Origin of the sequence: Mucilaginibacter segetis (genome assembly GCF_016522075.1) — a bacterium.
GTDB classification, from domain to species: Bacteria; Bacteroidota; Bacteroidia; order Sphingobacteriales; family Sphingobacteriaceae; genus Mucilaginibacter; species Mucilaginibacter segetis.
Genome location: NZ_JAEHFW010000001.1, coordinates 745346 through 771496 on the forward strand (window position 1 = coordinate 745346; position 26151 = coordinate 771496).

Sequence of the window (26151 nt, forward strand, 5' to 3'; positions counted from 1 at the left end):
ATTTTATAAAGAGTTTCTTAAAGCAGTACGCATTTTGCACAATATTTCATACTCATTGTACAACTGTTGGAAATCCGTTTCTTTTATAATGTTTCGTTTTTTTGCTATAAATAAGCAAGATACCACCTCAATAGCAGATCGTAAAGCGTAGCCTAAGAACAGTTTAAATGTTGCGTTTGTTTGTCCTGTACATCCCTCTGCAATATTTAAAACTACAGAATCCGCGGCTCTTTTTATTTGAGAAGTTAATACAAAAAGCTCATCTTTTGGGAAATTGATTTTAGCAAGATTATTTATGTCTTCTGTAAGATCTAAAGCTTTTCTCCATACCTGTAAATTTTCAAATTTAAATGGCATTTTTTAATATTATTTTACCAAAATCCTATCTTAAATTTTTATGGACTATCGACTATGGTCAATGGACTAAACTATTCATCCAAAAGCCGTTTTGTTATAGGCTGATAGCTATCTATACGGCGGTCGCGTAAAAATGGCCAGTGACTGCGGTAGTAATCGCTTTTATCCAAGTCAAGTTCAGTTACGTTTACTTCCTCATCATGGTGCGATGCCTGGTACATTACTGTACCGAATGGATTCGCCACAAATGAACCTCCCCAGAATTGAACTCCCGCCTCTTCACCGGCGCGGTTAACACTAACCACATGAACACCATTTGCCACAGCGTGTGAGCGCTGTATAGTTTGCCAGGCATTATACTGTTCGGTATTAGTTGCCTCATCCTGCGTTGTAGCCCAGCCTATAGCAGTTGGATAAAATAATATTTCGGCTCCCATTAAAGCAGTGATGCGTGCAGCTTCCGGATACCACTGATCCCAGCATATCAGCACTCCTATGGTAGCAAATTTGGTTTTGAACACCTTATATCCCATATCACCCGGGGTGAAGTAGAATTTTTCATAAAAACCCGGATCATCCGGTATGTGCATTTTGCGATATTTACCTAAATAGGAACCATCGGCATCTAAAACAGCGGTGGTGTTATGGTAAAGCCCCTGTGCACGTTTCTCAAATAATGATGCTATGATTACCACGCCCAACTCAGCCGCTACTTTTGATAAGGCGTCGGTCGACGGGCCGGGGATAGCCTCTGCCAGTTTAAAGTTGTCGTAATCTTCAGTATCGCAAAAATATAAGGAGGTAAAAAGCTCCTGCAAACAAACTATCTGCGCGCCTTTTTGCGCTGCTTCTCTAACTTTAACAATAGCTTTATCAAGGTTTTCCTGTTTATTTGCAGTGCAGGTCATTTGCACTAATCCTACTTTTACTTTACCCATAGCAGATGAAATTTTGTGCAAAATTACCGTTTTTTTATATATTATATAATTTACCCAGGGTTTTACATCGCATTATTGGCTCATTAAAATGTAATATGTTAAGGTGTGTTAAGTTATTACTATTCTCAAATCAACTAATTACTAATTTATTACCTTTGCAGCCAAATGAAAGATCTGGCCCAAACAGAGTTGGAAGAAACTGAAAAAGCGCTTAAACCTAAAACCTGGAAAGATACCGTATGGAGTATAACTAAGGTGGTGCTAAAGTTTGCGGTAACCTCTGTTTTACTGTATTTTGTTTTTCGTAAAGTTAACTTTCAGGATGTTAAATTCAGGCTGTTTCATGCCAATTACTGGTGGATGTTTGCAGCTTTACTTAGCTTTTTTGCCTCAATGGTTATCTCCTCCTGGCGTTTGCTCAGTTTTTTTAAATCTATCCACCTAAAGCTCGATCCGCGATTCAATTTTCGTTTATACCTGTTAGGCTTATTCTATAATTTTTTATTACCGGGTGGTATAGGGGGAGATGGATACAAAATATATTTGCTTAATAAAAACTATAAATTACCGGCTAAAAAAGTTTTCTGGGCCATAATGTTTGATAGGCTGAGCGGCCTGTGGGCTATTGGCCTGATAACTGTTGCACTAATATTTTTAATTCCGCAAATAGATATACATATTACCATACCACTGGGTATTTTTGTAGTGGCATCGGTCATATATTATTTTGTGGCGTATAAATTCTTCAGAGATTACACACGTTACTTTTTTGAGGCGCATCTTAAAGCTGTAGTTGTACAGAGTTTGCAATTATTGGCTATTGTATTTGTATTAGTAGGGCAAGATTTTGAAGGTAAATTTTCACCATACCTGTTATCTTTTCTAATATCTGCCTTAGCTACCATTATCCCGATAAGTATTGGTGGTGCAGGTGTACGTGAAACCGTTTTTACCTGGCTTACTAAATTTTTTCCGATGGAAAAAAGCCTTGCAGTTTTTTTACCCGGTTCATTTTATATTATCTCTCTTATTGTAGCCTTGTTTGGCATTTATTATGTGATACGCCCAAGCCGTTTACAAGAAGGTTTACCAAAAGGCGAAGTGGAAACAGAATGAATTAAAGATTAAGTCTTTACATCATTATACTATCGTGGCCGCATTTAACAACCAATAAACTTTACTAATTTTACGTTTTGTTATAAACCTGACAAAACTAAATGAGTCGATTTAATGATTTTAACAACCCGCAGGTTGCGGCGTTGCCACGCCATTTAAAGCAATTTATAGTTAATCAGCATTATGAGCATTATACGCCCATAGACCATGCTGTGTGGCGATATGTTATGCGCCAAAATTACAGTTACCTTAAAAATGTTGCTTACTATCCATATATACCAGGTTTGCAAAAGGCCGGGCTAACTATTGAAAAGATACCCGACCTGCAGGAAATGAACGATGCCCTGGCAAAAATTGGTTGGGGAGCTGTTACTGTGGATGGTTTTATACCTCCTGCTGCCTTTATGGAATACCAGGCTTACCGTGTACTGGTAATAGCTGCGGATATACGTCAGTTAAAGCACATTGAGTATACACCCGCTCCGGATATTATACATGAATCTGCCGGACATGCACCGATAATAGCCGATAAAGACTATCATGAATACCTAAGTTACTTTGGATCGATAGGAGCAAAGGCAATGTTCAGCGCGCAGGATTTTGAACTGTACGAAGCTATACGGGCCTTATCTATTTTAAAGGAAATGCCTGATGCTGATGAAGACGAGATAAAAAAGGCTGATGAACTGGTTGCCTACCGGCAGGATAACATGGGCGAACCATCCGAAATGGCCCTGTTGAGCCGCCTGCACTGGTGGACGGTGGAATACGGCCTCATAGGCACCTTAGACGATGCTAAGATATACGGCGCCGGGTTATTGTCATCAATAGGCGAAAGCACCAGTTGCATGCAGCCCGATGTTAAAAAACTCTTGTACACTATTGATTCGGTAAATTATACGTACGACATCACCAAAACACAACCCCAGCTTTTTGTAACACCAACATTCCAAAACCTGATTGATGTATTGGAGCAATTTGCTGATACTATGGCTTATCGCCGCGGAGGTTTATATGGGCTGCAAAAAGCTATAGCGAGTAAAAATACCTGTACTGCTGTTTACAGCTCAGGGTTGCAGGTTTCCGGCACGTTTGCTGATGTTATGGTTGATGACAAAGGAACCCCCGTATTTATAAAAACTGGTAGTCCAACTGCCCTTGCCGTGCGTAATAATGAAATAAAAGGACACGGTAAAAAATATCACAAGGATGGCTTTAGTTCGCCGGTTGGTAAATTAAAAGGATATGATACTCCGCTGGAGGCTTTTGGAGACGGGGAACTTAAAAAAGCCGGCATTGCTAAAGGTTGCGAAACCCTGCTTGAATTTGAAAGCGGGATAAAGGTATCCGGAAAAGTGAAGAACATACATATAGATGAAAGCCGTATTCAAATTATAAGCTTTGCCAACTGCACTGTTAAAAATAAAAAAGGCGATATATTGTTTGATCCTGCATGGGGTGTATATGATATGGCTGTAGGCGAAAGTATTATATCAGTTTATGGGGGTGCGGCTGATAGGGATGCCTATATGGAAACTGCTTATAAATCAAAAACAGTCACACATCATCCGCAATATGATTATAAAACACGGCAGTTGCATAAGCTTTATCAACAGGTGCGTAATTGCAGGCAAACTTTTAGTGGATATGCGTTTTTAGGAAATGCATGGAGATGTTTGCGTAAAGACCATAACGACGATTGGTTATGCGCGATGGAAATACTGGAAATATTGGAACATGAAAGCATCGAGCCTGAATTAACTAAGGAGATACGGTCTTTTCTGGAATACAAGGCTATCCACGAACCGGATTTAAAAAAATTGATTACTGACGGCCTTTATTTAATAAAGCACCCGGTAGATGAGAAGTTGGTGGTTTAATTACTAATATTAAATTTGCAGGTAACAATCATTATTTAACGGTAGCACGCTTAATGAATATTATTATAACAGGCGCCAGCAGCGGTGTGGGTTTCGAAGCGGTATTAGAACTGATACTATCTGGTAAGCATAAGGTAATTGCCCTGGCGCGCTCGCAAGATAAGCTGGAAAAGTTACTGGAGATAGCCAAAGGATTGAATCCTGATTGCGAAGTATATGCCATCGCTTTTGACATTATACATGATGATTACGCAGGTTTACAGCAATTCATCAACAGTAATTTTGATGACCGTGTGGATGTATTGATAAACAACGCAGGTGTTTTGATCAACAAACCCTTTACGGAGCTGTTAGAAACCGATTTTGTGGAGATGCTGCAAAGTAACTATATAGGGCATGTGCGTATTATACAAAGTCTGCTTGGCTTTATGGGCGAGGGTTCGCATATTCTTAACATCGGCAGTATGGGCGGTTTTCAGGGCAGTGCTAAATTTCCCGGGCTGGCAGCTTATTCAGCAAGTAAAGCGGCCCTGCATACGCTTACCGAGTGTTTAGCGCAGGAGCTTACCGAACAAGGTATAAAAGTGAATTGCCTGGCATTAGGTTCTGCGCAAACCGAGATGCTGGAGCGGGCCTTCCCCGGTTATGAATCGCCTGTGATGGCTTTTGAAATGGGTAAATATATTGCTGACTTTGCCATAAATGGACATCGCTTTTTTAACGGTAAAATTCTGCCGGTCGCGGTATCTACCCCTTAAAAGTTCAATTACACATCTTCAAATTCTTTATCGGTGATTGATTGTTTGCGTGTGCCTAACAATCCGAGGCTCATGATAACGCTGGTGCCCAGTATCACCACAAATAACAAACCCGACTCAATAGGCGGTATCTTAATTTCCGGCGGCAGGCTGTAGTATAACAATACACTTATCAATCCGCGAGGTATAATAACCAGTTCGGGCATTAGCGTGGCTGTTTTTAAAACCAGTTTAATGTATGCATATCTTACCAGGTAAATAATCAGCAGTATCAGCGCACCATTAGCAATGACCGACCATTTCTGCAATTCATAAAGCTGCATGCTGTAACCGAAAATTATGAAAAAGAAGGTGCGCATTAAAAAAGCACTCTCTGCGGATAACTGGAACAACTGCTTAATATCGTAAGCCAGCGTTGGATATATAAAATATTTTTTAAAAAGCGGAAAGTTGATCTGACTGGCGTTATTAAGGAACAGTCCTAAGGCCAAAACTATAATTAATGCCGATAAATGATAGCTCTGTCCTATGCAATAAACCAATATCAGTATAGAAATGATAAGGAATGATTTAATATGGTGAGTGATGCGGCCAATAAGGTATAATAAAAATAAACAGGAGCATATGGCCACCACTAAAATAATTACCAGTTCCATACCCAGATTAGCGAAAGACGATATGCCAATATGCTTGTTACTGATCATGAAATTGAACAGTACTACTGCAAGTATATCTGAAAAAGAGGACTCATAAATAATAAATTCTTTTTTCTCTTTACTGATACCCGAAGCAGATGGTATGGCAATGGCTGAACTTACCACACAAAACGGTATGGCATTTATAAAACATTTATAAATGCTTTGGCCGCTTAAATAATAAATTACCAGCGTTATTAAAACTGCGGTAACTAACATAATAAAAAAGGCCGAGAAAAAGGATTTTTTAATGATCTTGTTCTTTTTGGGAGAATATTTTAATTCCAAAGCGCCCTCAAAAACTATCAATATTAATCCCAATGTGCCTAATGCCGGCAATATGGCAGCGAAGTTAAATTTCAGCAGGTTAAAGTAATCTACTATTAGGCGGATACCTATACCTAAAAAAAGCAGTAAAATAACAGAAGGTATTTTCGTTTTACCCGCTATGAGGTCGAACAGGTAGGAGAAGATCACCAGCCCCGTCAAAATTATTAATGTAGTGTAAGTAGTCAAATTATGATTTGATTAGGGGTAACATAATCGGGCTTTTACTGCCATCAACGCAAAATATCAATAAATGTTCATCTATAAGTAATTTATATACAAAGGCGCCTACTTTTACAAAACCGTGAGACGCCATTGTGGTTACTTAATCATATTTGCAGATAAAACATAACATACATGGATCATTTATTCTCTCCGTTAAAAATAAAAAATATTGAATTTAAAAATCGCATAGTGGTGTCGCCCATGTGCGAATATTCCAGTACTGATGGTTTCGCCAACAATTGGCACCTGGTACATTTAGGCAGCCGCGCAGTTGGTGGCGCAGCGTTGATCATCACTGAGGCTACAGCGGTTTCACCCGAAGGACGTATCAGTCCGGCTGATTTAGGTATATGGAAGGATGAACATATTGACAAGCTAAAAGAGATCACTACTTTTATTGAAGAGCAAGGTGCAGTAGCGGGTGTACAACTGGCACATGCCGGCCGCAAAGCAAGCCACGCAGAACCCTGGAATGGCGGAAAGCAAATACCTACCACTGCTGAAAATGGCTGGCAAAGTGTAGCACCAAGCCCTGTTGCATTTACCGATGCTGAAGAGGCTCCGCTTGAAATGGATAAAGCCGCCATAGAAAAAGTAAAATCCGATTTTAAAGCAGCAACCATACGCGCAATAGCTGCAGGCTTTAAAGTTGTAGAACTACATGGCGCGCATGGTTATCTGATCAATGAGTTTTTATCGCCAATGAGTAACCACCGGACAGATGAGTACGGCGGGTCATTTGAGAACCGGATTCGTTTTCTGGTGGAAATTGTAGAAACCGTTAACGAAGTTTGGCCAAAGGATTATCCATTGTTCGTTCGTATATCCGCTTCAGAGTGGACTGAGGGGGGCTGGAGTATAGATGACTCTGTAAAACTGGCTAAAGTATTAAAAGATAAAGGCGTTGACCTAATAGATTGCTCGAGCGGTGGTAATGTTGCCGGAGCGCGTATCGAGGTTAAGCCGGGTTATCAGGTTCCGTTTGCCCAAGAAGTTAAAAAACAAACGGGCATGCTTACAGGTGCGGTAGGCCTTATTACAGAGCCATCGCAGGCAAATGAGATTGTACAAAACGGCCAGGCAGATATGGTTTTACTGGCGCGCGAGTTTCTGCGCGATCCTAATTTCCCGTTGCGTGCGGCGCACGCATTAGAGCATGACGTAAAATGGCCTGAACAGTATGAACGCGCTAAATGGTAATAGCTTTTTAGTACACACTTAATATTGAATATTTTATTTTAAACCAATATATCACTACATTAGTAATACTCACCAACAAAAAACAAAAACACATGAAACGTACAGCAAATGCACATTGGAACGGTACCCTTAAAGATGGTAAGGGCGAAATAACAACGCAAAGTACCACCCTTAATAAAACACAATACTCTTTTAAAACACGTTTTGAAGAAGGAGTAGGTACCAACCCCGAAGAATTGATAGCCGCCGCACATGCAGGTTGCTTTACTATGGCTGTAGGCGCCGCATTAACTCAGGCAGGTTTTACTCCAGGCGACCTCACAACCGATGCTATACTGGATCTGGATATGGCAGCGCTGGAAATAAAGGGTATACACCTGGACATGAAAGCCTCAACAATAGACGGTGTTGACGAAGCAAAATTTAAGGAAATTGCCGAAGGCGCAAAAGCCAATTGCATAGTTTCCAAAGCGTTAAGTGTACCTATTACCTTAAATGTGCAGTACGCTTAAAATATTGATAATGTTTATTTTAAATGGCGATGGCGAAAACCATCGCCATTTTTTGTTGTTCCAAAATAAACGTTCAAAATTATGACCAACCGTTCCCGAATTTCCGTTACGCTGATACTTGCCCTTGTTATTACCGGTTTCCTGATATTTATTTTCTTTTATGTAAAGCACGAATTTAATACTACCCGTACTGAGGTTAACGAAGACGTAATGGTATCACGCATTGTATCAATGGGAAAATTGGAACTGGTGAAGTACGCCATGAAGGATGTAATAGAAAAGAAGGAACTGCATACTATTTTACCGGATTCGCGGGTATTGTTTGTAGCCGTAGGGGAAGTAACCGCCTGTATAGATCTTACCAAGGTAAAAAAGGATGATATTACCCAAACAGCTGATAGCATTTGGGTAAATCTGCCCAAGCCCGAAATTTGTTACGTAAAGCTCGATCATCAAAAATCAAAGGTGTACGATGTTTCAGGCGTATGGTTTCCTGATAAAGCTAAATCAATGGTAGAGGATGTTTACCAGATAGCGGAGAAAAAAATGCTGACCACCGCGAATGAAATGAATCTCCTTGGCAAGGCACAGCAAAATGCGGGCCTGATATTCCGCCCTTTTTTAGAAAATGTTTCCGGCAAAAAGGTGGTGTTAAAGTTCAAATAAACCTTTATTGAATATAAGTTTTTGGATATATACTAATATATTTATGGCATAATATTTAAAATCCATAAATATGACCTCAAAGTTTATAAAAATTTTAACCTTAAGCGCCGCAGGAATATGGTGTTCTGTATGCGCGTTTGCCCAGCCCAGGCTACCGGAAGGTTACTTCTGGAAAAAGCTGCCTAACGGACTGGAAGTTGTTGTTATTGAGAACAGCAAAGTACCTCTTGCAACTATTGAGATAGCGGTAAAAAATGGCGCTTATACCGAAGGACCGGAGTTTAGTGGCCTTTCCCACCTTTTTGAGCACATGTTTTTTAAAGCTAACCGGGATTACCCAACTCAGGAGAAGTTTTTAAAACGTACACAGGAACTGGGTGCAATATGGAACGGAACAACGGATGTGGAAAGGGTGAATTATTTCTTCACGTTTGACCGTGACAGCCTTAAAGCAGGGTTAAATTTCATGAACTCCGCTATTCGTTTCCCGATATACCGCGAAGAGGATATGCAAAAGGAACGGCCTGTTGTTGATGGCGAATTCCAGCGTGCTGAAAGCGATCCTGGTTTTCAGTTATATTACGAAATGCAAAAGAGATTGTGGGGCGATCTGATCACCCGCAAAATGCCCATCGGGATTCACGAGGTAATTAATACCGCTACACCCGAAAAAATGATGGTCATCAAAAATAAATATTACTACCCTAATAATAGCTTATTAACTATTTGCGGAGATGTAAAGCACGAAGACGCTTTTAAAATGGCCGAGAACATCTTTGGCTCATGGCAAAGCAGCGGTTTTGATCCGCAGGTAAAATATCCTATACCTGCGTTTGAGCCACTTAAAAAGGATACGTCTTTTATAAAGGAAATGACGATAGCTCGTACTCCTTATATGCAAATATCATGGCAAGGCCCGGGTTATAATACAGATTCCGCCTCAACCATCGCAGCCGATGTATTTTCCACCATATTGGGTTTAAACTCATCGAAACTGCAGCAGGCATTGGTAGATAAGGGTCTGGCAAGTTATGCGAGTGTAAGTTACCGTACCAGCAGGTTTGTTGGCCCGGTTGATGTATTTGTAGTACCTAATCCCGCAAAAATTAAAGAGTGTTTTGATGAAACCATGCACCAGATAAGCATGTGGAAAGATGCAGATTACTACACTGACGAGCAGCTGGCTGATGCTAAGGCTATTCTTTTGCGTGATGATATACGCAGTAAAGAAAAACCATCCAGTTTGCCGAGCCAGATGAGTTATCAATGGTGCAGTACCTCGCTTGATTATTATACCGATCTGGACGATAATTACCAAAAGATTTCCCGCGGTGATATACAAAGATATCTGGATAAATATATTATCGGTAAGCCAAAAGTAGCGGGCATGGTTATCAGTCCTGAAATGAGTAAAAAATATAATGTGGCTTCATTTTTTACCGCTAAGTAATATTAAATTTTATGAAAATGAGAAAGTATACATACATACTGGGTATTGCTTTAGCAATAATAACTGCTAAGGCCGCCAATGCTCAGGACAAAGCTTATGAAACAACTGTAGACGGTGTGAAGGTGATAGTACAACCGAGCGGAAACGACATTGTAGAGATACAAACCGTAATAAAAGGCGGCGTACAAAACTATCCTGCTGACAAAGCAGGAATAGAATCGCTGGCTTTTAGCGCGCTTACCGAATGTGGCACGCTTAAGCATGATAAAAATGAGTTTAAGAACCAGTTAGATAAAGTGAGTGCAGCAGTATATGGTTATACTAATAAAAATTATGCTGTATTAAGGCTTAATTGTATAAAGGGCGACTTTGATAAAGTGTGGCCATTATACGTGGAGGCACTTACCATGCCTAAGTTTGATGCTAAGGAGTTTGCCCGTATTAAAGAAGATGCCATCAGCAATATAAAACAGGCCGACTCACAGCCGGATGCTGCTATTGATAAATATGCGGACAAAGTAGCTTTTGCAGGCAGAGATTATGCTAAAGATCCTGCAGGTACTGTAGAAACGGTGGAAAAATTAACGCCCGAGGAAACAAAGGCTTACTACCAATCTATATTAACCCGTTCACGCATGCTGATCGTGGTAGTGGCTGATCTTGACCGCAGTGAAATTGAGAGCAAAGTAAAAGCTATGCTTGACGGCATTAAACAAGGCACCCCGTTTACCCTTAAAAAATCATTCTTCAGGGTATATAAAAATTCATTCTCGTCAGAGAATCGCGATCTTGCCACAAATTATGTAGAAGGTGTAACCAGTGGCCCGTCGCCGGGCACGCCTGATTTTAATGCCTTTAATGTGGCTATGCGTATATTTGCCGACAGGCATTTCCTTGATATCCGTACCAATAATGGTTTATCTTATGCACCGCAGGCATGGTTCAGCGGAGGTTCTACTGCTTCGGCAAGGTTCTCGGTATCAACCACACAGCCCGATAAATACATTGCTGTTTTTGATAAACTAGTTGATAAAATCAAGCGTGAAGGTTTCCGTAAAGATGAAGTGGAAGATATGAAAGTTACCTATTTAACCGGCTTTTACTATAAAAACGAAACAAACAGCGCCCAGGCTTCGTCAATCGTATCAAACCAGGTGTTACATAACGACTGGAAACGCTCCCTTACTTTGGTTGATGATGTTAAAAAACTTACACCCGAGCAGGTGAGCGATGCCTTCCGTAAATATATAGGCAATATAGTTTGGGTATATCAGGGCGATACCAAAAAAGTTAACCCGTTATTATATACAAACGGTACGCTTAATAAAGGCGATAATCCTGTTAGTCACTAATAAATAGTTGATCAGTTCATGAGAGAAACTCGATCTCTCATGAACTGGTCTATTGTTCCGCTTTAGATAATACTGCTTTTCTTTTTTTCCGGTTTCGCCAAAGATCGCCCATGTGGCGTGTAGGCACGGTATCTCCCAGTAATTTACCCCAGGGCTTAAGGCCGTCAATACGATCAAATATGATCTTTAAAACCGCTATGAAAGGTATAGATAAAAACATACCCGGTAAGCCCCATAGCTGGTTTCCCAGCAAAACCACTACTATTGACATCATGGCGTTTATCTGCACTTTTGATGATACTATACGGGGTACTAATACATTATTATCAATAAACTGTATAACTATATAAGATAATATTACCCCCAATTGGGTGGAGTAACCATCTTTAGTAACCGTAGCCATTAATACCGGCAGGGCTATGGCTATAATGCCGCCTATGTAAGGCAAAAGGTTAAGCAGTGCACCTATGCAGCCTATTAAAATACCATATCTGACTCCTAACAACACAAGTGCAGTCGAGTTCATTAATGCTACTATAAGTGTTTCTATTAATAAGCCAACTATGTAGCTTTGTATAGCAATTTTAGTTTCGCTTAACACCTCGCTTACTTTTTTGGAATTTTCTTCAGCGAAAACCTCATACAGGAAATTAAGTATAAGGGTTTTATAAAAAAGCATTAAAAAAATATAAACGGGCAGTAAAAATACAATACCTAAGGTGCCAAGCACACTGCCAAGGGTTTTACCAAGCACAGACTGGCTGTTATTCAACGCGTCCTTTATCATTTGATCCTGCTTGGCTACCGCCAATCCGAAGGTTGAAGATATCCACTCTTTAATATCTGCAGTAACCGCTCCGAATTTTTCTTTTAGCATAGGCAGGGCATCACCAAACTGGATGATTTGGGTTGATAAGAAATAAAACACTATACCTACAACTATTAAAGCAACCAATAGGGATATCATAATAGAAAGCACCTTTGGTATTTTTAAACGCTGTAACCTGTTGCTTAACGGGTTTAATAATATGGCAAAAAACACTGCAAATGCCAATGGTATGAGCACATCCGCAAGTTGGGAGAGCGAATAAACAAACAATACCAGACCAAACAAAACCGCCGTACTTTGTATGTAAAATGGCTGATCTTTTATTTTTATTATTGACATATGCTTATATTTAAGACAAACAGAAAAGGAGTGAAGGCAATAATTGTTTTTGACGTATTATTATTCAGCTTAAGCAACAATAAACAATGTTTTTAACGAATAATTTGTGCAGTTTCTAATAAGTATTTTGCTGCAGCGAAATGTTTAATTTTGATCTCATTAACCCCTTCAAGGAGAAATAAGGGATTACAAAATTGTTATTGAACCACAAGATTGATAAGCCTTCCACATAGTCAGTTTTGTCAATATGCTTTTTCGGAAGTATTTCCATCTTTTCCCACTTGCCGGTATTAATATCCAGTACTGCATATAAGCCATTAATTGTGTTGCCGGATCTATTGTTCGCCACGATATATAATTTTTGTTTTTGGAAGTGGGAACCAGTTTCTAAAAGCTGTGCTGGGTAAATGTATCTTGAAGGTAAAACCTGTTGAAAATTTCTTTTGAGATTTTGATCATAACAATTAATGATATGTGCATCTTGGCCAACATACCAGCCTCCACTAATACTGCTTGATATATGATTTACTGTTGATAAGGTGACAAATAATTTGTCGTTATATTCGTCTGCATACAATATTTTTAATTTACCTGAATTTCCCATATCAGGATCGTCGATTTTTTTATTGATGGATATGTAATTTTTTTTGATCGCTTTCATGGTTTGTTTATCATAAACTTCTTTTACAAAGTCTTTTCCATTGTTTTGAAAATCAAATTTACCCACACCAAGTTCTGTATCATTATCCTGATTTTTATATATTACACTATAATAAACCACATTGCTGTTGAGCTTTGAAGGGATAAATAATATATTCTCATCCGGTCCGGCTAATTTATCAGGCTTAAATGCAACACTGACATTCAATTGTGCAGATGGCTCTTTTTTATTCGCCGGATATTTATACAGATCAATACTTGGGCCGTTAAACCAACTCAGGAACATATCACCTTTATTATTCCAAACTCCCATGTTGAAATTTCCGTTGGCAATAGCCGGTTTAAAGCTATTTACTGAATCAAGGTTTTCATCCAGATCTAATACCTCTAACCCCATAGTTTCAGTATGATCTTTAGCCATGGAGTTAAGGGTGATCAAGGCCAATGGTCCGGGTAAACCTACATGCAACTTACGTTTGATGCCGCTTTGCCTTATTAGTATTTTGAAAAAAGCTCCCTCACCCGTTGCCATTTTCGGGTAAAACATATATTCGTCTGAGGCACTGTAAATTATTTTTTCCGCTAATACTTTACCATTTTCAGGGTTAAGCATATATGCTTTATAAGTATTATTGCTTCCTCCCTTCATACCACTAAACTCAGTTGATGCTAAAGCTGCTATTTTCCCTTTAAAACGATCTGCGTCAATAATGTATCCTTTAAGAGTTGTTTTCCATTTAACCTGCATCTTATCATCAAGACCCAAAAGCTCGAAATTTTCATTATCGATATTAACTCGCAAAACATTAAGATGATCATTGAAAACAAAAGCACTACTGCCTTTAATATTTTTTACGAAATCTTCTATTAAAGGGGACTCTTGCTGTGCGGATGCCAGAAAGAAATTAGCAAACAGAATAAAGCTGATAAATAAGGTTTTTTTCATAAAATGAATTTCGGTAAAAAAAACAGATTAGTGCAAATAACTTTAATATGCCTGAGCGAATTAATTTTTATTAAAGTTCGTCACTAAAAAAGGCCTGCCGATTATGGCAAGCCCTTAAATATCGGGGAGATAAATATCTATAAAACGTTTTTCCAGCTAACCAGATCGCCTATAATGCGGTCTAACTGGTCGGCAGCAACACGCTCCTGTTTCATGGTATCGCGATGCCGTATGGTTACGGTGTTGTCCTCTAAAGTTTGATGGTCAACGGTGATACAGAAAGGAGTGCCAATAGCATCCTGGCGGCGATAGCGTTTGCCGATAGCATCCTTTTCCTCGTATTGCAGGTTAAAGTCGAGCTTTAGCTTATCCATTATTTCGCGGGCCTTTTCGGGCAGGCCATCTTTTTTAGTCAACGGAAATATGGCGGCTTTAACCGGGGCAAGACATGGGTGCAGGCGCAATACGGTACGGCTATCCTGCTTTTCTTCGGTGCTCAGGTCTTCCTCTTCATAAGCGTTAACCAGCGTAAGCAGGAACAGACGGTCTAAACCTATCGAGGTTTCAATTACGTAAGGGATGTAGTTTCCGAAAGGTTTGCCGGTTTCCGGATTAACCTCGGGATCGAAATACTGCATTTTTTTACGGGAGAATTTCTCGTGCTGGCTCAAGTCAAAATCGGTACGGCTATGTATGCCCTCTACCTCTTTAAAGCCGAAAGGGAAATCAAATTCAATGTCAAAAGCCGCATCAGCGTAGTGTGCCAGTTTGGTATGTTCGTGGTAACGGTACTTTTCTGCAGGGGTGCCTAAAGCTAAATGCCACTTAAGGCGTGTTTCCTTCCATTTATCAAACCATTCGCGCTGTGTGCCGGGGCGTACAAAATATTGCATTTCCATTTGCTCAAACTCGCGCATGCGGATTATGAACTGGCGAGCAATTACTTCGTTACGGAAAGCCTTGCCAATTTGCGCAATTCCGAAAGGGATTTTCATCCTGCCCGATTTTTGCACGTTAAGGTAGTTAACAAATATACCCTGTGCCGTTTCAGGGCGCAGGTAAACTACATCCGCATCATCGGCTACGGCGCCCATCTGGGTGCTGAACATCAGGTTAAACTGGCGCACATCCGTCCAGTTAGCGGTGCCGCTTATGGGGCATTTAATTTGGTGTTCTATAATCAACTCACGCAGGCGGGGCAGATCCTCGGCCTTTAAAGCGTTATCCATTTCAATTTGAAGTTCTTCAGCCTCGCTGGTTTTGCCTTCCTCATCGTATTTGGCTATTTTATCTTCCAGCAGTTGATCTGCGCGGTAGCGTTTCTTGCTGTCTTTATTGTCGATCATCGGATCACTGAACCCGTCAACGTGGCCGCTGGCTTTCCAGATAGTAGGGTGCATAAATATGGCAGAATCAATACCAACAATGTTATCATGCATTTGCACCATTGCTTTCCACCAATAGGTTTTAAGGTTATTCTTTAACTCCGAGCCGTTTTGCCCGTAGTCGTAAACGGCGCTTAATCCGTCATATATCTCGCTTGAAGGGAAAACAAAGCCATATTCTTTGGCATGTGATATTACGTTCTTAAAAAGTTCGTCGGTTGATTTGCTCATAATACGGCAAAGATAAGTTTTAGTCCGAAAGTGCGAAAGTGATTTTAGTTCACAGATAATAAGATAAAACAAACCTTTCGGATACCCTGTTTCCTACACTTGGTGCAGAATGATGAATTAAAAATGCAGCAATCATATTATCAGTTCAGTATTCGGCGTTCATAATTAGACATTCGTTATTGTACCATATTGTTTTCTTAAATCTCATGTCTCAAATCTCATATCTAACCTCTATTTTTACCGCATGAGTATCCGGGTAGAGGGACTAACAAAAATTTACGGGCAACAAAAAGCGGTTGATGAGATCAGTTTTTCCGCAGAACCGGGTGTACTTGGCTTTTTAGGGCCAAACGGCGCGGGTAAATCAACCACCATGAAAATGCTTACTTGTTTTATTCCGCAAACCGCGGGCACGGCTACTGTTTGTGGTTTTGATATCAGCAGGCAACCCCTGGAGGTAAAGCGCCATATTGGTTACCTGCCCGAAAGTAATCCTCTTTATACGGATATGTACGTAAAGGAAGCATTGGGTTTTGTGGCGGGCATTCACGGGTTGCAAAAGCCGCAAAAACGTATTGCTGAAGTTATAGAACAAACCGGCTTACAGCCCGAGCAGCATAAAAAAATAAATCAGCTGTCAAAAGGGTATCGCCAAAGGGTAGGACTGGCCCAGGCTATTTTACACGATCCGAAGGTGCTGATATTGGATGAGCCGACTTCCGGGCTCGATCCAAACCAATTGATAGGCATACGCCAATTGATACTTGATCTGGGTAAAACAAAAACCATTATACTATCAACCCATATCATGCAGGAGGTAGAAGCGGTGTGCGAAAGGGTGATCATTATCAATAAAGGTAAAATTGCTGCTAATGATACCCTGCAAAATATGCGTAGTAAAAATGGCGATAAAACCCTCGAAAGTATTTTTATAGCGTTAACCAATAATAATTGAACAAAACAGCATGAAGAAATTTATACTCCTTGCATTTTTATTTGCAAGCTTTATTGCAAAGGCACAGGTGGCCCCTCAAAAAGCTTTTAGTGTGGGTTTAGATCTCGGTTTCCCTTCTAATAGTATTTATAATGTGGCATTCGGGGGATACGGAAAGGCGGAAGTACCGATAGCCAATTCCTTAAGTTTAAGTGTTACTGCCGGCTATACCAGTGTTTATTTTAAAAGCTCGCTGATAGGTAGCTCAAGTTCGCAGGATCCTATCGGGATTGTACCTTTAAAGGCAGGAGCCAAGTATTTTTTTAGTCCGGGTTTTTATGCCGAAGGTGAATTAGGTACCGCTATAGAAACCAATTACGATAAGGATAAGTTATTCGCTTATTCTATAGGCCCGGGATTTATTATTCCCACGGGTAAGCATACCGGTGTTGATTTTGGTTTCAGGTACGAAAACTGGGGAAGCGGACGCATACGTCTTACGGCTTTTCGGGTGGCCTATCGTTTAGGCTGGTAAATTTTAATTATTAAATTATCATATTTAAAGCATAACGTGTTAACTATCCTAAAAAAAGAAATAACCTCATACCTCAGTTCATTGGTAGCCTATGTTACCATTTGTGTGTTTTTGTTGGTTTTAGGATTGTTTTTATGGGTTTTCCCGGATACCAGCATACTTAACTACGGCTATGCCGGGCTCGAGAGTTTGTTCAGCACGGCGCCGTATCTTTTTATGTTTCTGGTGCCTGCCATTACCATGCGCTCGCTTGCAGAAGAACGCCGCGAAGGAACTTTTGAACTACTGCTTACCCGGCCCCTTACCGACCTGCAAATAATTTTAGGTAAATACTTTGCCGGGGTGCTGGTGGTAGTGTTTGCCTTAGTGCCCACATTGGTATATTATTTTAGTGTTTATACATTAGGTACGCCCCAGGGTAATATTGATACCGGTGCAGTAATAGGTTCTTATATCGGGTTGTTTTTATTGGGCGCATCGTTTACGGCGATCGGCCTTTTTGCATCGTCCGTAAGTAAGAATCAGGTGATATCGTTTACTATCGCGGTTTTTTTGTGTTTCTTTTTTTATAGCGGGTTCGATTCGCTGAGCACTATACTATCTCTGCAGGATCTTGGCCTTTCAAGCCTGGGTATTACCGAGCATTATGATTCCGTAAGTCGTGGAGTGCTGGATACCCGCGATCTGGTGTATTTCATCATCCTGTCTACCCTTTTTATATGGCTGACGCTGTTTGTGCTGCATCGTCAGTTAAAAAAGAAATTCATTAACACGGTATTCCTGTCAACCCTGAGTTTGATGATCTCGTTAAGTGTGTTATCGAACTTTGCCTTCACCCGGTTCGATTTTACTAAGGAGAAACGCTTTACCATATCGCCCGTTAGCCGTAAGGTAATGGATAGTTTGCCCCAACCCGTAAACGTAACCGTTTATTTACAGGGCGATAATTTCCCAGGAGGAATGAAAAGGCTGCAAACATCGGTAAGGGATATGTTATCAGACCTGCAGGCATACAGTCATCATCAGCTTGATTTTGTTTTTCTGGATCCGCTTAAGGGTTTATCACAGGATGAGCAAAAGCAGGCCTTTGAAAATTTACAGGCTAAAGGTATAGAGGCGCAGAATTTAAGTGTAAAAACCGATGATGGTTTATCCCAAAAAATAATTTTCCCCTTTGCTTTGGTGGAGTACCGGGGTAAAAGCATCCCGGTAAAGCTGCTGCAAACGCAAAGCAGCGTAAACCTTTCGCCCGATGAAGTGCTGAACAATTCCATTCAAAACCTGGAATATGCCTTTACCTCGGCCATAAAAAAGATAACCAGCGGCGGCAGGCAGCAAATAGGTTTTACCGAGGGGCACGATGAGCTAAGTGATGTGCAGCTTTACGATGCCATACGTTCCCTGGCCGATGGTTACAGCGTTGGCCGTATTAACCTGAGCACCATTCCTTTTGATAGCCTGCAAAAGGTAAGTATGCTGGTTATTGCTAAACCTGAAAAACCTTTTACCGAGTTGGAGAAATTTAAGTTAGATCAGTTTATTATGCGCGGCGGGCGGGTACTTTGGGCCATTGATCAGGTTAGCGCAGAACTGGACAGTTTGCGCGGGCATGGCGGTGAGCAATTGGCCTTTAATAAACAACTGAACCTGGACGATCAGCTCTTTGGTTATGGCGTGCGTATCAATTACGACCTGATCGCTGATATCAACTGCTCTGAGATACCTGTGGCAACCGGTGATGTAGGCGGACAGCCGCAAATACAATTGCTGCACTGGCTGTTTTATCCGGTATTTATTCCTTTCTCTAAACATCCGGTGGTTAGAAACCTGGATGGTATTCGCAGCGAATTTGCCAGCACTATTGATGTGCTTGATATAAAAAATGTTAATAAAACGGTGCTGCTTACTACATCGCCGTATAATAAGAATTTAAGTTCGCCGCATATGCTTTCTTTACAGGCCTTGAATGAGGAGCCTGATCCTAAAGAATTCCAGAGCGCGCCAAAAATAACGGGAGTACTACTGGAAGGTAAATTCAAATCTGATTTTAGAAACCGCCCGGTACCCGAAGGATTAAACGGACAGGTAAAGGTTTTGCAGGAAAGTAAGCCCACTAAAATGATCGTACTGAGCGATGGCGACATTTTAAAGAACCAGGTTGATGCCGACGGATCTCCATTCCCGTTGGGTTACGACAGGTATACCCGCAAAAGCTATGGCAACAAAAACCTGTTGCTGAATATTGCTGACTACCTGGCAGACGATTCGGGCTTGATATCGCTGCGCAATAAGGAGATACAGATACGACTGCTCAACCGGGCACGCATCCGCAACGAGAAACTTTACTGGCAGTTGGTAAATAATGTTATCCCCATTGCAATAGTGTTAATATTTGCTATTTTTCAACATTATTTGCGCAGGCGAAAGTATGCTCATTAAATTTTATACTTTTGGTTGATAAACGTAAAAAAGCATCATGAGATTTATAGTTTCCACATCAACACTACTCAAGCAACTGCAGTCAGTAAGCGGCGCGCTTAGCAACAGTACCGTATTGCCTATACTGGAAAACTTTTTGTTCGAGATAAAAGACGGGAACTTAACTATTTCTGCTACCGATCTGCAAACCAGCATGACCACCTCATTGCAGGTAGAAGCAAAGGAGAACGGAAGAATTGCCATCCCGTCGCGCATATTGCTCGATACCTTAAAGTCGTTACCTGAACAGCCTGTGGCTTTTTCGGTTGATGACAAGACATTCGCTATTGAAATAAGTGCCGGCGATGGTAAATATAAACTAAGCGGCGAAAACGGCGAGGATTTTCCAAAGATACCGGTTGTTGAAAACGCGTCGTCGGTAAATTTGCCTGCATCTGTTTTAGGCGAGGCAATAAACAAAACCATATTTGCAGTGAGCAACGATGAGTTAAGGCCCGCCATGACGGGGGTTTACTGCCAGTTATCGAGCCAGTACCTTACCTTTGTAGCTACAGATGCGCATAAATTGGTGCGCTATCGTCGATTAGACGCCAAAGCAGAAAGCACCACCTCATTTATTTTACCAAAGAAAGCTTTAACGCTGCTTAAATCGGCTTTGCCTGCCGATGATGTTAATGTATCGGTAGAGTATAACAGTACCAGCGCGTTCTTCAAATTCAGCAACATTAACTTGGTTTGCCGTTTAATTGACGAGCGTTACCCTGATTATGAAGCTGTTATTCCTAAAGAAAATCCTAATAAATTAAGTATTGATAGGTTAGCATTTTTAGGTTCGCTTAGTCGTGTGGCTATTTATGCTAATAAAACTACCCATCAGGTCAGGCTGAAAATAAGCGGAAGCGAATTGAACATATCATCCGAAGATATTGACTTTGCCAACGAAGCGCATGAGCGTTTAAGCTGCCAGTACGAGGGTGAAGATCTGGAGATTGGCTTTAATGCCCGGTTCCTGATAGAGATGCTTAAAAACTTAACCTGTGAGGAAGTATCCCTGGAAATGTCGACACCTAACCGTGCCGGTTTGTTACTGCCACAAGGCGGCGATGAGAACGAGGATGTACTGATGCTGGTGATGCCGGTGATGCTGAACAGCTACGCGTAGTGATTTGTTGATCTGTTGATTTTAACAGTTGAAAATGATAGCACAAATCCGCAGTATAAATTTAGTGATAAAATAAAAAACTATAGTCCGGCATAAAAACCCGGACTTTTTTGTAGGGCCGAATAACAAATATTACACAAATTGAGTTATATAGCATCTGACCTCGTAATAGATATGAATAGTAAGCTATCCGTTTTAGTTGTATTAATACTAGCAATCGCCTTTACGTCGTGCAAAAAAAACGATGATATACCTACTACTACATTAACTACAAATCTTAATGTAATTAATGCCACTAACAATGTACTGAACTATTATATAAACGGTACTCGCATAAATACCAGTTCCAGTTTGTACCCGTTAGGGGCGTCGGGCTATATAGGCGTGCCCATAGGTGAACAAAATTACGCGTTCAAAATAAATGGTACGCCCAATGTGTTATTTGAGTTGCCTTTAGCTCTTGATACCAATAAGATTTATAGCTTATACGCGGGCAATACTGCTGATGATTCATTCTCTACTATTGATACCCTGATAGCTGACACCAATAAACTTGCTAAGGTGAGATTTGTAAATGCCTCACCTGATGCCGGCAATTTAGATGTATTAGTTGGCGATACGGTTAATTTTAAATCGCGCGCGTTTAAAAGCTCTTCAGTATTTTTACCTGTGGGTAGCGGATTGAAAAATATACGCGTGTATAAAACCGGGACTACAGTTCCGCAGATAGATACTACGCTGACCTTACTTTCGGGTAGGATATATACACTGTTTACAAAAGTGGCAATAAATGGTAACAGGAGTGTGGATATAGGCTTATTTGTTAACAGGTAACTTATTAAAAAATGATGAATAAAAATAAAAGCGGTGTAATGCTTTACCTCTGTATCATCATAGCCGGGGTATTATTTGTATCTTCATTTATATCCTGCGGTAAAGAGGGAACCAACATCGGCACAGCTAATGCTAAACTTAATATTGTTAATTTAAGTTTAGATGTGCAGCCCTTTAATTTATATACTCATTTTTTTAAGCAAAATTCCAATAACTATCGTTATCCCAATGCTTCGGGATATTTTTTGCTGAATATAGCTGACACACCTTTCCAGATACGCCCGGCTATAACAAATGGCGTTAACCAGCTGAATCTGTTAACATTGCAAACCCCGCTACAGCAACATGTTAATTATACATGGTTTGTAACTGGCCTGCGTGCTGATAGTTCGCTGGCAACCGTATTAACCGTTGATACGGGTAGTTTGCCGGCTATAGGCCGTGGTAAAATAAGATTTGTAAATGCCTCGCCGGGCTCCGTTGGGTTAAATATGACCGCTAATGATACGCTGGCCTTTTCAAAGGTAGCCTATAAACAGGTAACTGATTATATTGAAGTTACTGCCGGCAGTTACGATCTGAATTTTACTGCCACATCTGCGCCATCAACGGTACTTAAAACCTTAAAAAATGTGCCTGTGCTTGACGGGAAACTATACACTATTTATGCTTATGGTTTAACCAACCGTACTGATACGGCCGCCTTCGGGGCGAATATCATACTAAACACACTGCCCGATAAAAATTATTAACGGCAATAGCATTATCTTACTATTTTTGGCTAAAATTAAAACGCATTGGAATTACTACACAGCCTTATCGATTTTATTCTGCATATTGATAAACACCTTGCCCAAATTATAAGCGATTACAGGGGTTGGACCTACCTTATACTATTTGTTATCATATTTGCGGAAACCGGTTTTGTGGTGACGCCCTTTTTGCCAGGCGATTCCCTGTTGTTTGCAGCCGGTGCGCTTATAGCAGGCGGCCAAACCGGGCTTGATATTCACCTGCTGTGTATCATACTAATAATTGCAGCGTTTGCCGGTAATACCGTGAATTATTTGCTGGGCATTTACCTTGGCCCTAAAGTTTTTAAAGAAAAAAACAAGGTATTGAAGCTGAGCTACTACCTGCAAACCAAGGCTTTTTTTGACAAACACGGAGGCAAGGCAGTAATATTCAGCAGGTTTGTGCCTATCATACGTACTATAGCGCCGTTTGTAGCCGGGGTAGGGCGTATGCCAATTGCACGTTATAGTTTATATAATATTGTTGGTGGTGCGGCATGGATTATTTTATTCCTTTACGGCGGTTATTTGTTTGGTAATGTGCCTTTCTTTAAAAATAATTTCTCACTGGTGGCCATCATCATTATTTTGATATCATTGGTGCCGCCTGTTGTGGTTTATATCAAATCGAAAATGGCCAAAGGGAAACAACAGTCTACCCGCTAACCGGAAATATTACTCTTGCCTTTTTTCCGGTAATTGTACCGGGTGGAGTAAGCTAATGGTATATATAATTTTTATCGGCCCTGATAAAATTATGGTTGATTGGCGACAGCGTAAACTTTACCCACCCTGTACATGCTTTCCTCTGTTTGTAATTTTTTCTTTTCAGCAATACTTAAAGGCTTTTCTATCAGTTTATTCAGATCAGGCTGCCCGGCATCTACCCAGGCCGAAAACCAAAAACTGCCGATGCTTAAAACCGATTCGCGCATGCGCCTTTCCACCATGCCTTTTAATAACTTATGATAAGCCTTGCAGTACGCTATTGAATAAGTTTTCACCTGCTGGCTTCCACGCTTTTCCGTGGTGTATTTTTGCGCGTCGGTAAAACTTTTACTTAATTGTTTTTCTATCCGCAGAACGGAGTCGACACTGTTATAGGATGAGCGACAAATACGAAACGCCTCTGCCAGCGGGCTTTTGATATAGCGTGCCCTTCCGGCGTAATAATTATAACCGTTGCTGAATAACTCCGGCAGGCGGCTTTCCCAAAGCGCGTGTATGCCGGTTTGCCCGGTAAGCTGTCCGTCGTAATTTTGTGTGAGATGGAGCGGCACATGCGCATCGGCAATATAATGGCCCAGGTTGGCTGATATGGTTAAAATGGCGCTTGTATCATGCCTTTTAAAGGCATTAACAAGCCAGTAATAATTAGAGTTGATAGACCATGGAACCGTGCCATATTTATTCAGGGTATCTGATGAGTATTTGGCCGCGGCGTCCACCCATCGTTGTGGCATAACACTAAAGGGGTGTTTTCCGTAATGGTCGGCGTCAAAGTAATGGCGTGGTGCTTCGGTAGAGTCTACATACCTGCGTTTGTCTGCGCTAACGGCGTGCTCTGTTATAAACTCGATATTGCTTTTATAAAATGCAGCCATTCCTTTGGGTAGGGTAAAAACCGCTAGCCTGTTTATGCGGTAATGGGCAAAAAATCCCCACGAAGAGCAGAGGGTAATAATTACCGATCCAACAAAAAAAGCGATAAGGTTGCGTTTCATCTACCTGTAAATATGGCGAAAATGCATTTAATTTATCAACAGGTCTGTCTCTATCAGTTAAAATTTATTTAATTTGAGTTGGTTACTCACCGTAAAATTTATTTAAATGGATCGCAGAAAATTTATAGCATCTGGTTCGGTTTTGGCAGCCGGTATCAGCATTGTTCCTTCGGGTATTGTTTTTGGTAAAAATATGAATAAAGTGCGCCTGGGTTATATTGGCGTAGGGCTGCGCGGGCGCGATCATATACAGGAGGGTTTGCTGCGCGACGATGTAGAGATAGTAGCCATTTGCGACACGCAGGAGCAATCGTTAAGCGAGTGCCGCAAGCAATTTCAAAAGGCAGGTAAAAAATTACCGGCTGAATACACTGGTGGTACAGATGCTTATAAAAAGCTTCTTGATCGTAAAGATGTGGATGCGGTAATTATTGCTACACCCTGGCAGTTCCATAAGCCGCAGGCAGTTGATGCCATGCTTGCCGGTAAATATGTAGGCTGCGAGGTAATTGCGGGCTTGAGTTTGGATGATCATTGGGATATTGTTAAAACCCATGAGAAAACCAGGATGCCCTATATGACACTTGAGAACGTATGCTACCGCCGCGATGTAATGGCGGTATTAAATATGCAAAGGCAGGGCCTTTTCGGCGAAATGATCCATCTTGAGGGTGGTTACCAGCATAATTTACGTAATGTATTATTTAATGATGGTAAGCAATATTATGGTGGAGGTGTGAAATTCGGTCCGGAGGCTATAAGCGAGGCACAGTGGCGCACACAATTCAATATTGATGTTAACGCCGATATTTACCCCACCCACGGTGTAGGCCCGCTTATGCATTACGCCGACATTAATTACGGCAACAGGTTTACTAACCTGGTTTCATTCTCATCAAAAGCGCGTGGCTTAAGCGCCTATGTAGAGGAACAGGCACCGGGTAACCCTAACGCCAAAATAAATTATAAAAATGGCGACGTAATAACCACTATGATAAATTGTGCCAATGGCGAAACGGTGCTATTGTCGCATGATACCCACTTGCCCCGGCCGTACTCATTAGGTTTCAGGGTGCAGGGTACTAAGGGCTTATGGATGGATGTCAACCACTCTGTTTATATAGAAGGGCAATCTAAACGGAACGATGTGTGGGATAGCGCCACAGAGTGGCTGGCTAAGTACGATCACCCATTGTGGCAAAAATATGCATCGGTTGCAGAGGGGGCGGGGCACGGTGGTATGGACTGGTTTGTGTTTAATGCCTTTGTAGAATCGGTTAAACGTAAAACCCAAACACCAATTGACGTGTACGACTCTGTAACCATGAGCGCTATATTACCGCTTTCTCAAAAATCAATAACCGAGGGGAATATGCCTCAACAATTCCCTGATTTTACCAAAGGCAAATGGAAAGAACGCAAAAACACCTTTGCGCTTAACAGCGAATATTAATAGTTTAAGGGATATTCTACAAAAATTACTAACACTATTGCATATTAAAATTTATCACCCTATATTTGCAACCTTAAAAATAAGCAAAGAATAACAAGCTATACAATGGCAAATCATAAATCATCATTAAAAAGAATCAGGTCAAACGCTGCGAAGCGTCTGCGTAACAGGTATCAGGCTAAAACCACCAGAAACGCTATTAAGAAATTAAGAGCTTCTGCTACTAAGGCGGATGCAGCTCCTTTATTAACTAAAGTGATCTCTATGTTAGACCGTTTAGCTAAAAAGAACGTTATTCATAAAAACAAAGCTTCGAACAATAAGTCAAAGCTTACCAAGTTTGTTAACACTTTAAGCTAATAGCTTAACAAAAAATATAAAAGGGATTGTGCCAGCGGCATGATCCCTTT

24 protein-coding genes are annotated in these 26151 nt (G+C 40.8%); 17 read left to right on the plus strand and 7 right to left on the minus strand.

Translation table 11 applies throughout. The features are described from left to right. Positions 1-3 precede the first annotated feature (3 nt). Both I5M19_RS03580 and I5M19_RS03585 read right to left on the minus strand, forming a co-directional pair. Positions 4-357: a four helix bundle protein gene (locus I5M19_RS03580; RefSeq protein WP_200064102.1), complete on the minus strand. Its 354-nt coding sequence runs from the start codon at positions 355-357 to the stop codon at positions 4-6. A gap of 71 nt (positions 358-428) precedes the next feature. Beyond that, a complete protein-coding gene (locus I5M19_RS03585; RefSeq protein WP_200064104.1) occupies positions 429-1295 on the minus strand; it encodes a carbon-nitrogen hydrolase in 867 nt (288 codons plus the stop codon). A 165-nt stretch (positions 1296-1460) separates the two neighbouring features. Here I5M19_RS03585 and I5M19_RS03590 point away from each other — a divergent pair, with 165 nt between their 5' ends. From I5M19_RS03590 to I5M19_RS03600, 3 genes are all read left to right on the plus strand, one after another. Beyond that, positions 1461-2411: a lysylphosphatidylglycerol synthase transmembrane domain-containing protein gene (locus I5M19_RS03590; protein WP_200064106.1), complete on the plus strand. Its 951-nt coding sequence runs from the start codon at positions 1461-1463 to the stop codon at positions 2409-2411. 101 nt (positions 2412-2512) lie between these two features. After that, positions 2513-4291: an aromatic amino acid hydroxylase gene (locus I5M19_RS03595; protein ID WP_200064109.1), complete on the plus strand. Its 1779-nt coding sequence runs from the start codon at positions 2513-2515 to the stop codon at positions 4289-4291. Between the two features lie 53 nt (positions 4292-4344). Then, positions 4345-5049 (plus strand): SDR family NAD(P)-dependent oxidoreductase, encoded by a 705-nt coding sequence (locus I5M19_RS03600; RefSeq protein WP_200064111.1) that lies wholly within the window; start codon positions 4345-4347, stop codon positions 5047-5049. Between the two features lie 8 nt (positions 5050-5057). On the opposite strand, the gene I5M19_RS03605 is transcribed toward I5M19_RS03600, so the two are convergent. Beyond that, entirely contained in the window at positions 5058-6260 is a 1203-nt protein-coding gene (locus I5M19_RS03605) for a cation:proton antiporter domain-containing protein (protein WP_200064113.1), read from the minus strand. A gap of 168 nt (positions 6261-6428) precedes the next feature. On the opposite strand from I5M19_RS03605, the gene namA reads away from it, so the two are divergent. The 5 genes from namA (at position 6429) to I5M19_RS03630 (ending at position 11476) form a co-directional block, all read left to right on the plus strand. After that, positions 6429-7496: an NADPH dehydrogenase NamA gene (gene namA, locus I5M19_RS03610; protein ID WP_200064115.1), complete on the plus strand. Its 1068-nt coding sequence runs from the start codon at positions 6429-6431 to the stop codon at positions 7494-7496. A gap of 92 nt (positions 7497-7588) precedes the next feature. After that, positions 7589-8008, plus strand: coding sequence for an OsmC family protein (locus I5M19_RS03615; protein WP_200064117.1), 420 nt, complete (start codon positions 7589-7591; stop codon positions 8006-8008). A gap of 81 nt (positions 8009-8089) precedes the next feature. Next, positions 8090-8674: a DUF4230 domain-containing protein gene (locus I5M19_RS03620; RefSeq protein ID WP_200064119.1), complete on the plus strand. Its 585-nt coding sequence runs from the start codon at positions 8090-8092 to the stop codon at positions 8672-8674. Between the two features lie 70 nt (positions 8675-8744). After that, positions 8745-10124, plus strand: a complete 1380-nt coding sequence (locus I5M19_RS03625) for a M16 family metallopeptidase (protein ID WP_200064121.1) — start codon at positions 8745-8747, stop codon at positions 10122-10124. Positions 10125-10141: 17 nt separating this feature from the next. Beyond that, positions 10142-11476, plus strand: a complete 1335-nt coding sequence (locus I5M19_RS03630) for a M16 family metallopeptidase (RefSeq protein ID WP_200064123.1) — start codon at positions 10142-10144, stop codon at positions 11474-11476. A 49-nt stretch (positions 11477-11525) separates the two neighbouring features. Here the strand turns inward: I5M19_RS03630 and I5M19_RS03635 are convergent, their stop codons facing one another. From I5M19_RS03635 to I5M19_RS03645, 3 genes are all read right to left on the minus strand, one after another. Further along, positions 11526-12644: an AI-2E family transporter gene (locus I5M19_RS03635; RefSeq protein ID WP_214653017.1), complete on the minus strand. Its 1119-nt coding sequence runs from the start codon at positions 12642-12644 to the stop codon at positions 11526-11528. Between the two features lie 115 nt (positions 12645-12759). Beyond that, positions 12760-14250, minus strand: coding sequence for a hypothetical protein (locus I5M19_RS03640; RefSeq protein ID WP_200064125.1), 1491 nt, complete (start codon positions 14248-14250; stop codon positions 12760-12762). Positions 14251-14387: 137 nt separating this feature from the next. After that, positions 14388-15866, minus strand: coding sequence for a glycine--tRNA ligase (locus I5M19_RS03645; RefSeq protein WP_200064127.1), 1479 nt, complete (start codon positions 15864-15866; stop codon positions 14388-14390). A 244-nt stretch (positions 15867-16110) separates the two neighbouring features. On the opposite strand from I5M19_RS03645, the gene I5M19_RS03650 reads away from it, so the two are divergent. The 7 genes from I5M19_RS03650 (at position 16111) to I5M19_RS03680 (ending at position 23230) form a co-directional block, all read left to right on the plus strand. Continuing rightward, complete coding sequence (locus I5M19_RS03650; RefSeq protein WP_200064129.1) at positions 16111-16821, plus strand: ATP-binding cassette domain-containing protein; 711 nt, start codon at positions 16111-16113, stop codon at positions 16819-16821. Between the two features lie 10 nt (positions 16822-16831). Beyond that, positions 16832-17335 (plus strand): hypothetical protein, encoded by a 504-nt coding sequence (locus I5M19_RS03655; RefSeq protein ID WP_200064131.1) that lies wholly within the window; start codon positions 16832-16834, stop codon positions 17333-17335. A gap of 36 nt (positions 17336-17371) precedes the next feature. Further along, positions 17372-19774: a gliding motility-associated ABC transporter substrate-binding protein GldG gene (gldG, locus tag I5M19_RS03660; protein ID WP_200064133.1), complete on the plus strand. Its 2403-nt coding sequence runs from the start codon at positions 17372-17374 to the stop codon at positions 19772-19774. 37 nt (positions 19775-19811) lie between these two features. Beyond that, a complete protein-coding gene (gene dnaN / locus I5M19_RS03665) occupies positions 19812-20936 on the plus strand; it encodes a DNA polymerase III subunit beta (RefSeq protein WP_200064136.1) in 1125 nt (374 codons plus the stop codon). 174 nt (positions 20937-21110) lie between these two features. After that, positions 21111-21770 carry a DUF4397 domain-containing protein gene (locus I5M19_RS03670; protein WP_200064137.1) on the plus strand — a complete coding sequence of 220 codons (660 nt, stop codon included), beginning with the start codon at positions 21111-21113 and terminating at the stop codon, positions 21768-21770. Positions 21771-21781: 11 nt separating this feature from the next. Next, the gene (locus tag I5M19_RS03675; protein ID WP_200064139.1) at positions 21782-22522 is read left to right on the plus strand and encodes a DUF4397 domain-containing protein; all 741 of its coding nucleotides are present in this window, start codon (positions 21782-21784) and stop codon (positions 22520-22522) included. Positions 22523-22567: 45 nt separating this feature from the next. Then, positions 22568-23230 (plus strand): DedA family protein, encoded by a 663-nt coding sequence (locus tag I5M19_RS03680; RefSeq protein WP_200064141.1) that lies wholly within the window; start codon positions 22568-22570, stop codon positions 23228-23230. An 89-nt stretch (positions 23231-23319) separates the two neighbouring features. On the opposite strand, the gene I5M19_RS03685 is transcribed toward I5M19_RS03680, so the two are convergent. Beyond that, complete coding sequence (locus I5M19_RS03685) at positions 23320-24288, minus strand: zinc dependent phospholipase C family protein (RefSeq protein WP_200064143.1); 969 nt, start codon at positions 24286-24288, stop codon at positions 23320-23322. Between the two features lie 106 nt (positions 24289-24394). Between I5M19_RS03685 and I5M19_RS03690 the strand changes: the two genes are divergently transcribed. Both I5M19_RS03690 and rpsT read left to right on the plus strand, forming a co-directional pair. Continuing rightward, positions 24395-25741 (plus strand): Gfo/Idh/MocA family protein, encoded by a 1347-nt coding sequence (locus tag I5M19_RS03690; protein WP_200064145.1) that lies wholly within the window; start codon positions 24395-24397, stop codon positions 25739-25741. A 105-nt stretch (positions 25742-25846) separates the two neighbouring features. Then, on the plus strand, positions 25847-26101 hold the full coding sequence (gene rpsT / locus I5M19_RS03695; protein WP_200064147.1) for a 30S ribosomal protein S20: 255 nt from the start codon (positions 25847-25849) through the stop codon (positions 26099-26101). The last annotated feature ends 50 nt before the right edge of the window (positions 26102-26151 follow it).

What these genes read in the sequence shown, in the direction of transcription:
- I5M19_RS03655 (WP_200064131.1), top strand. Translation starts at nt 16,832, where the DNA reads ATGAAGAAATTTATACTCCTTGCATTTTTATTTGCAAGCTTTATTGCA.
- I5M19_RS03620 (WP_200064119.1), top strand. Translation starts at nt 8,090, where the DNA reads ATGACCAACCGTTCCCGAATTTCCGTTACGCTGATACTTGCCCTTGTT.
- I5M19_RS03630 (WP_200064123.1), top strand. Translation starts at nt 10,142, where the DNA reads ATGAGAAAGTATACATACATACTGGGTATTGCTTTAGCAATAATAACT.
- I5M19_RS03690 (WP_200064145.1), top strand. Translation starts at nt 24,395, where the DNA reads ATGGATCGCAGAAAATTTATAGCATCTGGTTCGGTTTTGGCAGCCGGT.
- I5M19_RS03670 (WP_200064137.1), top strand. Translation starts at nt 21,111, where the DNA reads ATGAATAGTAAGCTATCCGTTTTAGTTGTATTAATACTAGCAATCGCC.
- I5M19_RS03640 (WP_200064125.1), bottom strand. Translation starts at nt 14,250, where the DNA reads ATGAAAAAAACCTTATTTATCAGCTTTATTCTGTTTGCTAATTTCTTT.
- I5M19_RS03645 (WP_200064127.1), bottom strand. Translation starts at nt 15,866, where the DNA reads ATGAGCAAATCAACCGACGAACTTTTTAAGAACGTAATATCACATGCC.
- I5M19_RS03585 (WP_200064104.1), bottom strand. Translation starts at nt 1,295, where the DNA reads ATGGGTAAAGTAAAAGTAGGATTAGTGCAAATGACCTGCACTGCAAAT.
- I5M19_RS03590 (WP_200064106.1), top strand. Translation starts at nt 1,461, where the DNA reads ATGAAAGATCTGGCCCAAACAGAGTTGGAAGAAACTGAAAAAGCGCTT.
- rpsT (WP_200064147.1), top strand. Translation starts at nt 25,847, where the DNA reads ATGGCAAATCATAAATCATCATTAAAAAGAATCAGGTCAAACGCTGCG.
- I5M19_RS03580 (WP_200064102.1), bottom strand. Translation starts at nt 357, where the DNA reads ATGCCATTTAAATTTGAAAATTTACAGGTATGGAGAAAAGCTTTAGAT.
- I5M19_RS03600 (WP_200064111.1), top strand. Translation starts at nt 4,345, where the DNA reads ATGAATATTATTATAACAGGCGCCAGCAGCGGTGTGGGTTTCGAAGCG.
- I5M19_RS03615 (WP_200064117.1), top strand. Translation starts at nt 7,589, where the DNA reads ATGAAACGTACAGCAAATGCACATTGGAACGGTACCCTTAAAGATGGT.
- namA (WP_200064115.1), top strand. Translation starts at nt 6,429, where the DNA reads ATGGATCATTTATTCTCTCCGTTAAAAATAAAAAATATTGAATTTAAA.
- I5M19_RS03635 (WP_214653017.1), bottom strand. Translation starts at nt 12,644, where the DNA reads ATGTCAATAATAAAAATAAAAGATCAGCCATTTTACATACAAAGTACG.
- I5M19_RS03685 (WP_200064143.1), bottom strand. Translation starts at nt 24,288, where the DNA reads ATGAAACGCAACCTTATCGCTTTTTTTGTTGGATCGGTAATTATTACC.
- I5M19_RS03595 (WP_200064109.1), top strand. Translation starts at nt 2,513, where the DNA reads ATGAGTCGATTTAATGATTTTAACAACCCGCAGGTTGCGGCGTTGCCA.
- dnaN (WP_200064136.1), top strand. Translation starts at nt 19,812, where the DNA reads ATGAGATTTATAGTTTCCACATCAACACTACTCAAGCAACTGCAGTCA.
- I5M19_RS03625 (WP_200064121.1), top strand. Translation starts at nt 8,745, where the DNA reads ATGACCTCAAAGTTTATAAAAATTTTAACCTTAAGCGCCGCAGGAATA.
- I5M19_RS03650 (WP_200064129.1), top strand. Translation starts at nt 16,111, where the DNA reads ATGAGTATCCGGGTAGAGGGACTAACAAAAATTTACGGGCAACAAAAA.
- I5M19_RS03675 (WP_200064139.1), top strand. Translation starts at nt 21,782, where the DNA reads ATGATGAATAAAAATAAAAGCGGTGTAATGCTTTACCTCTGTATCATC.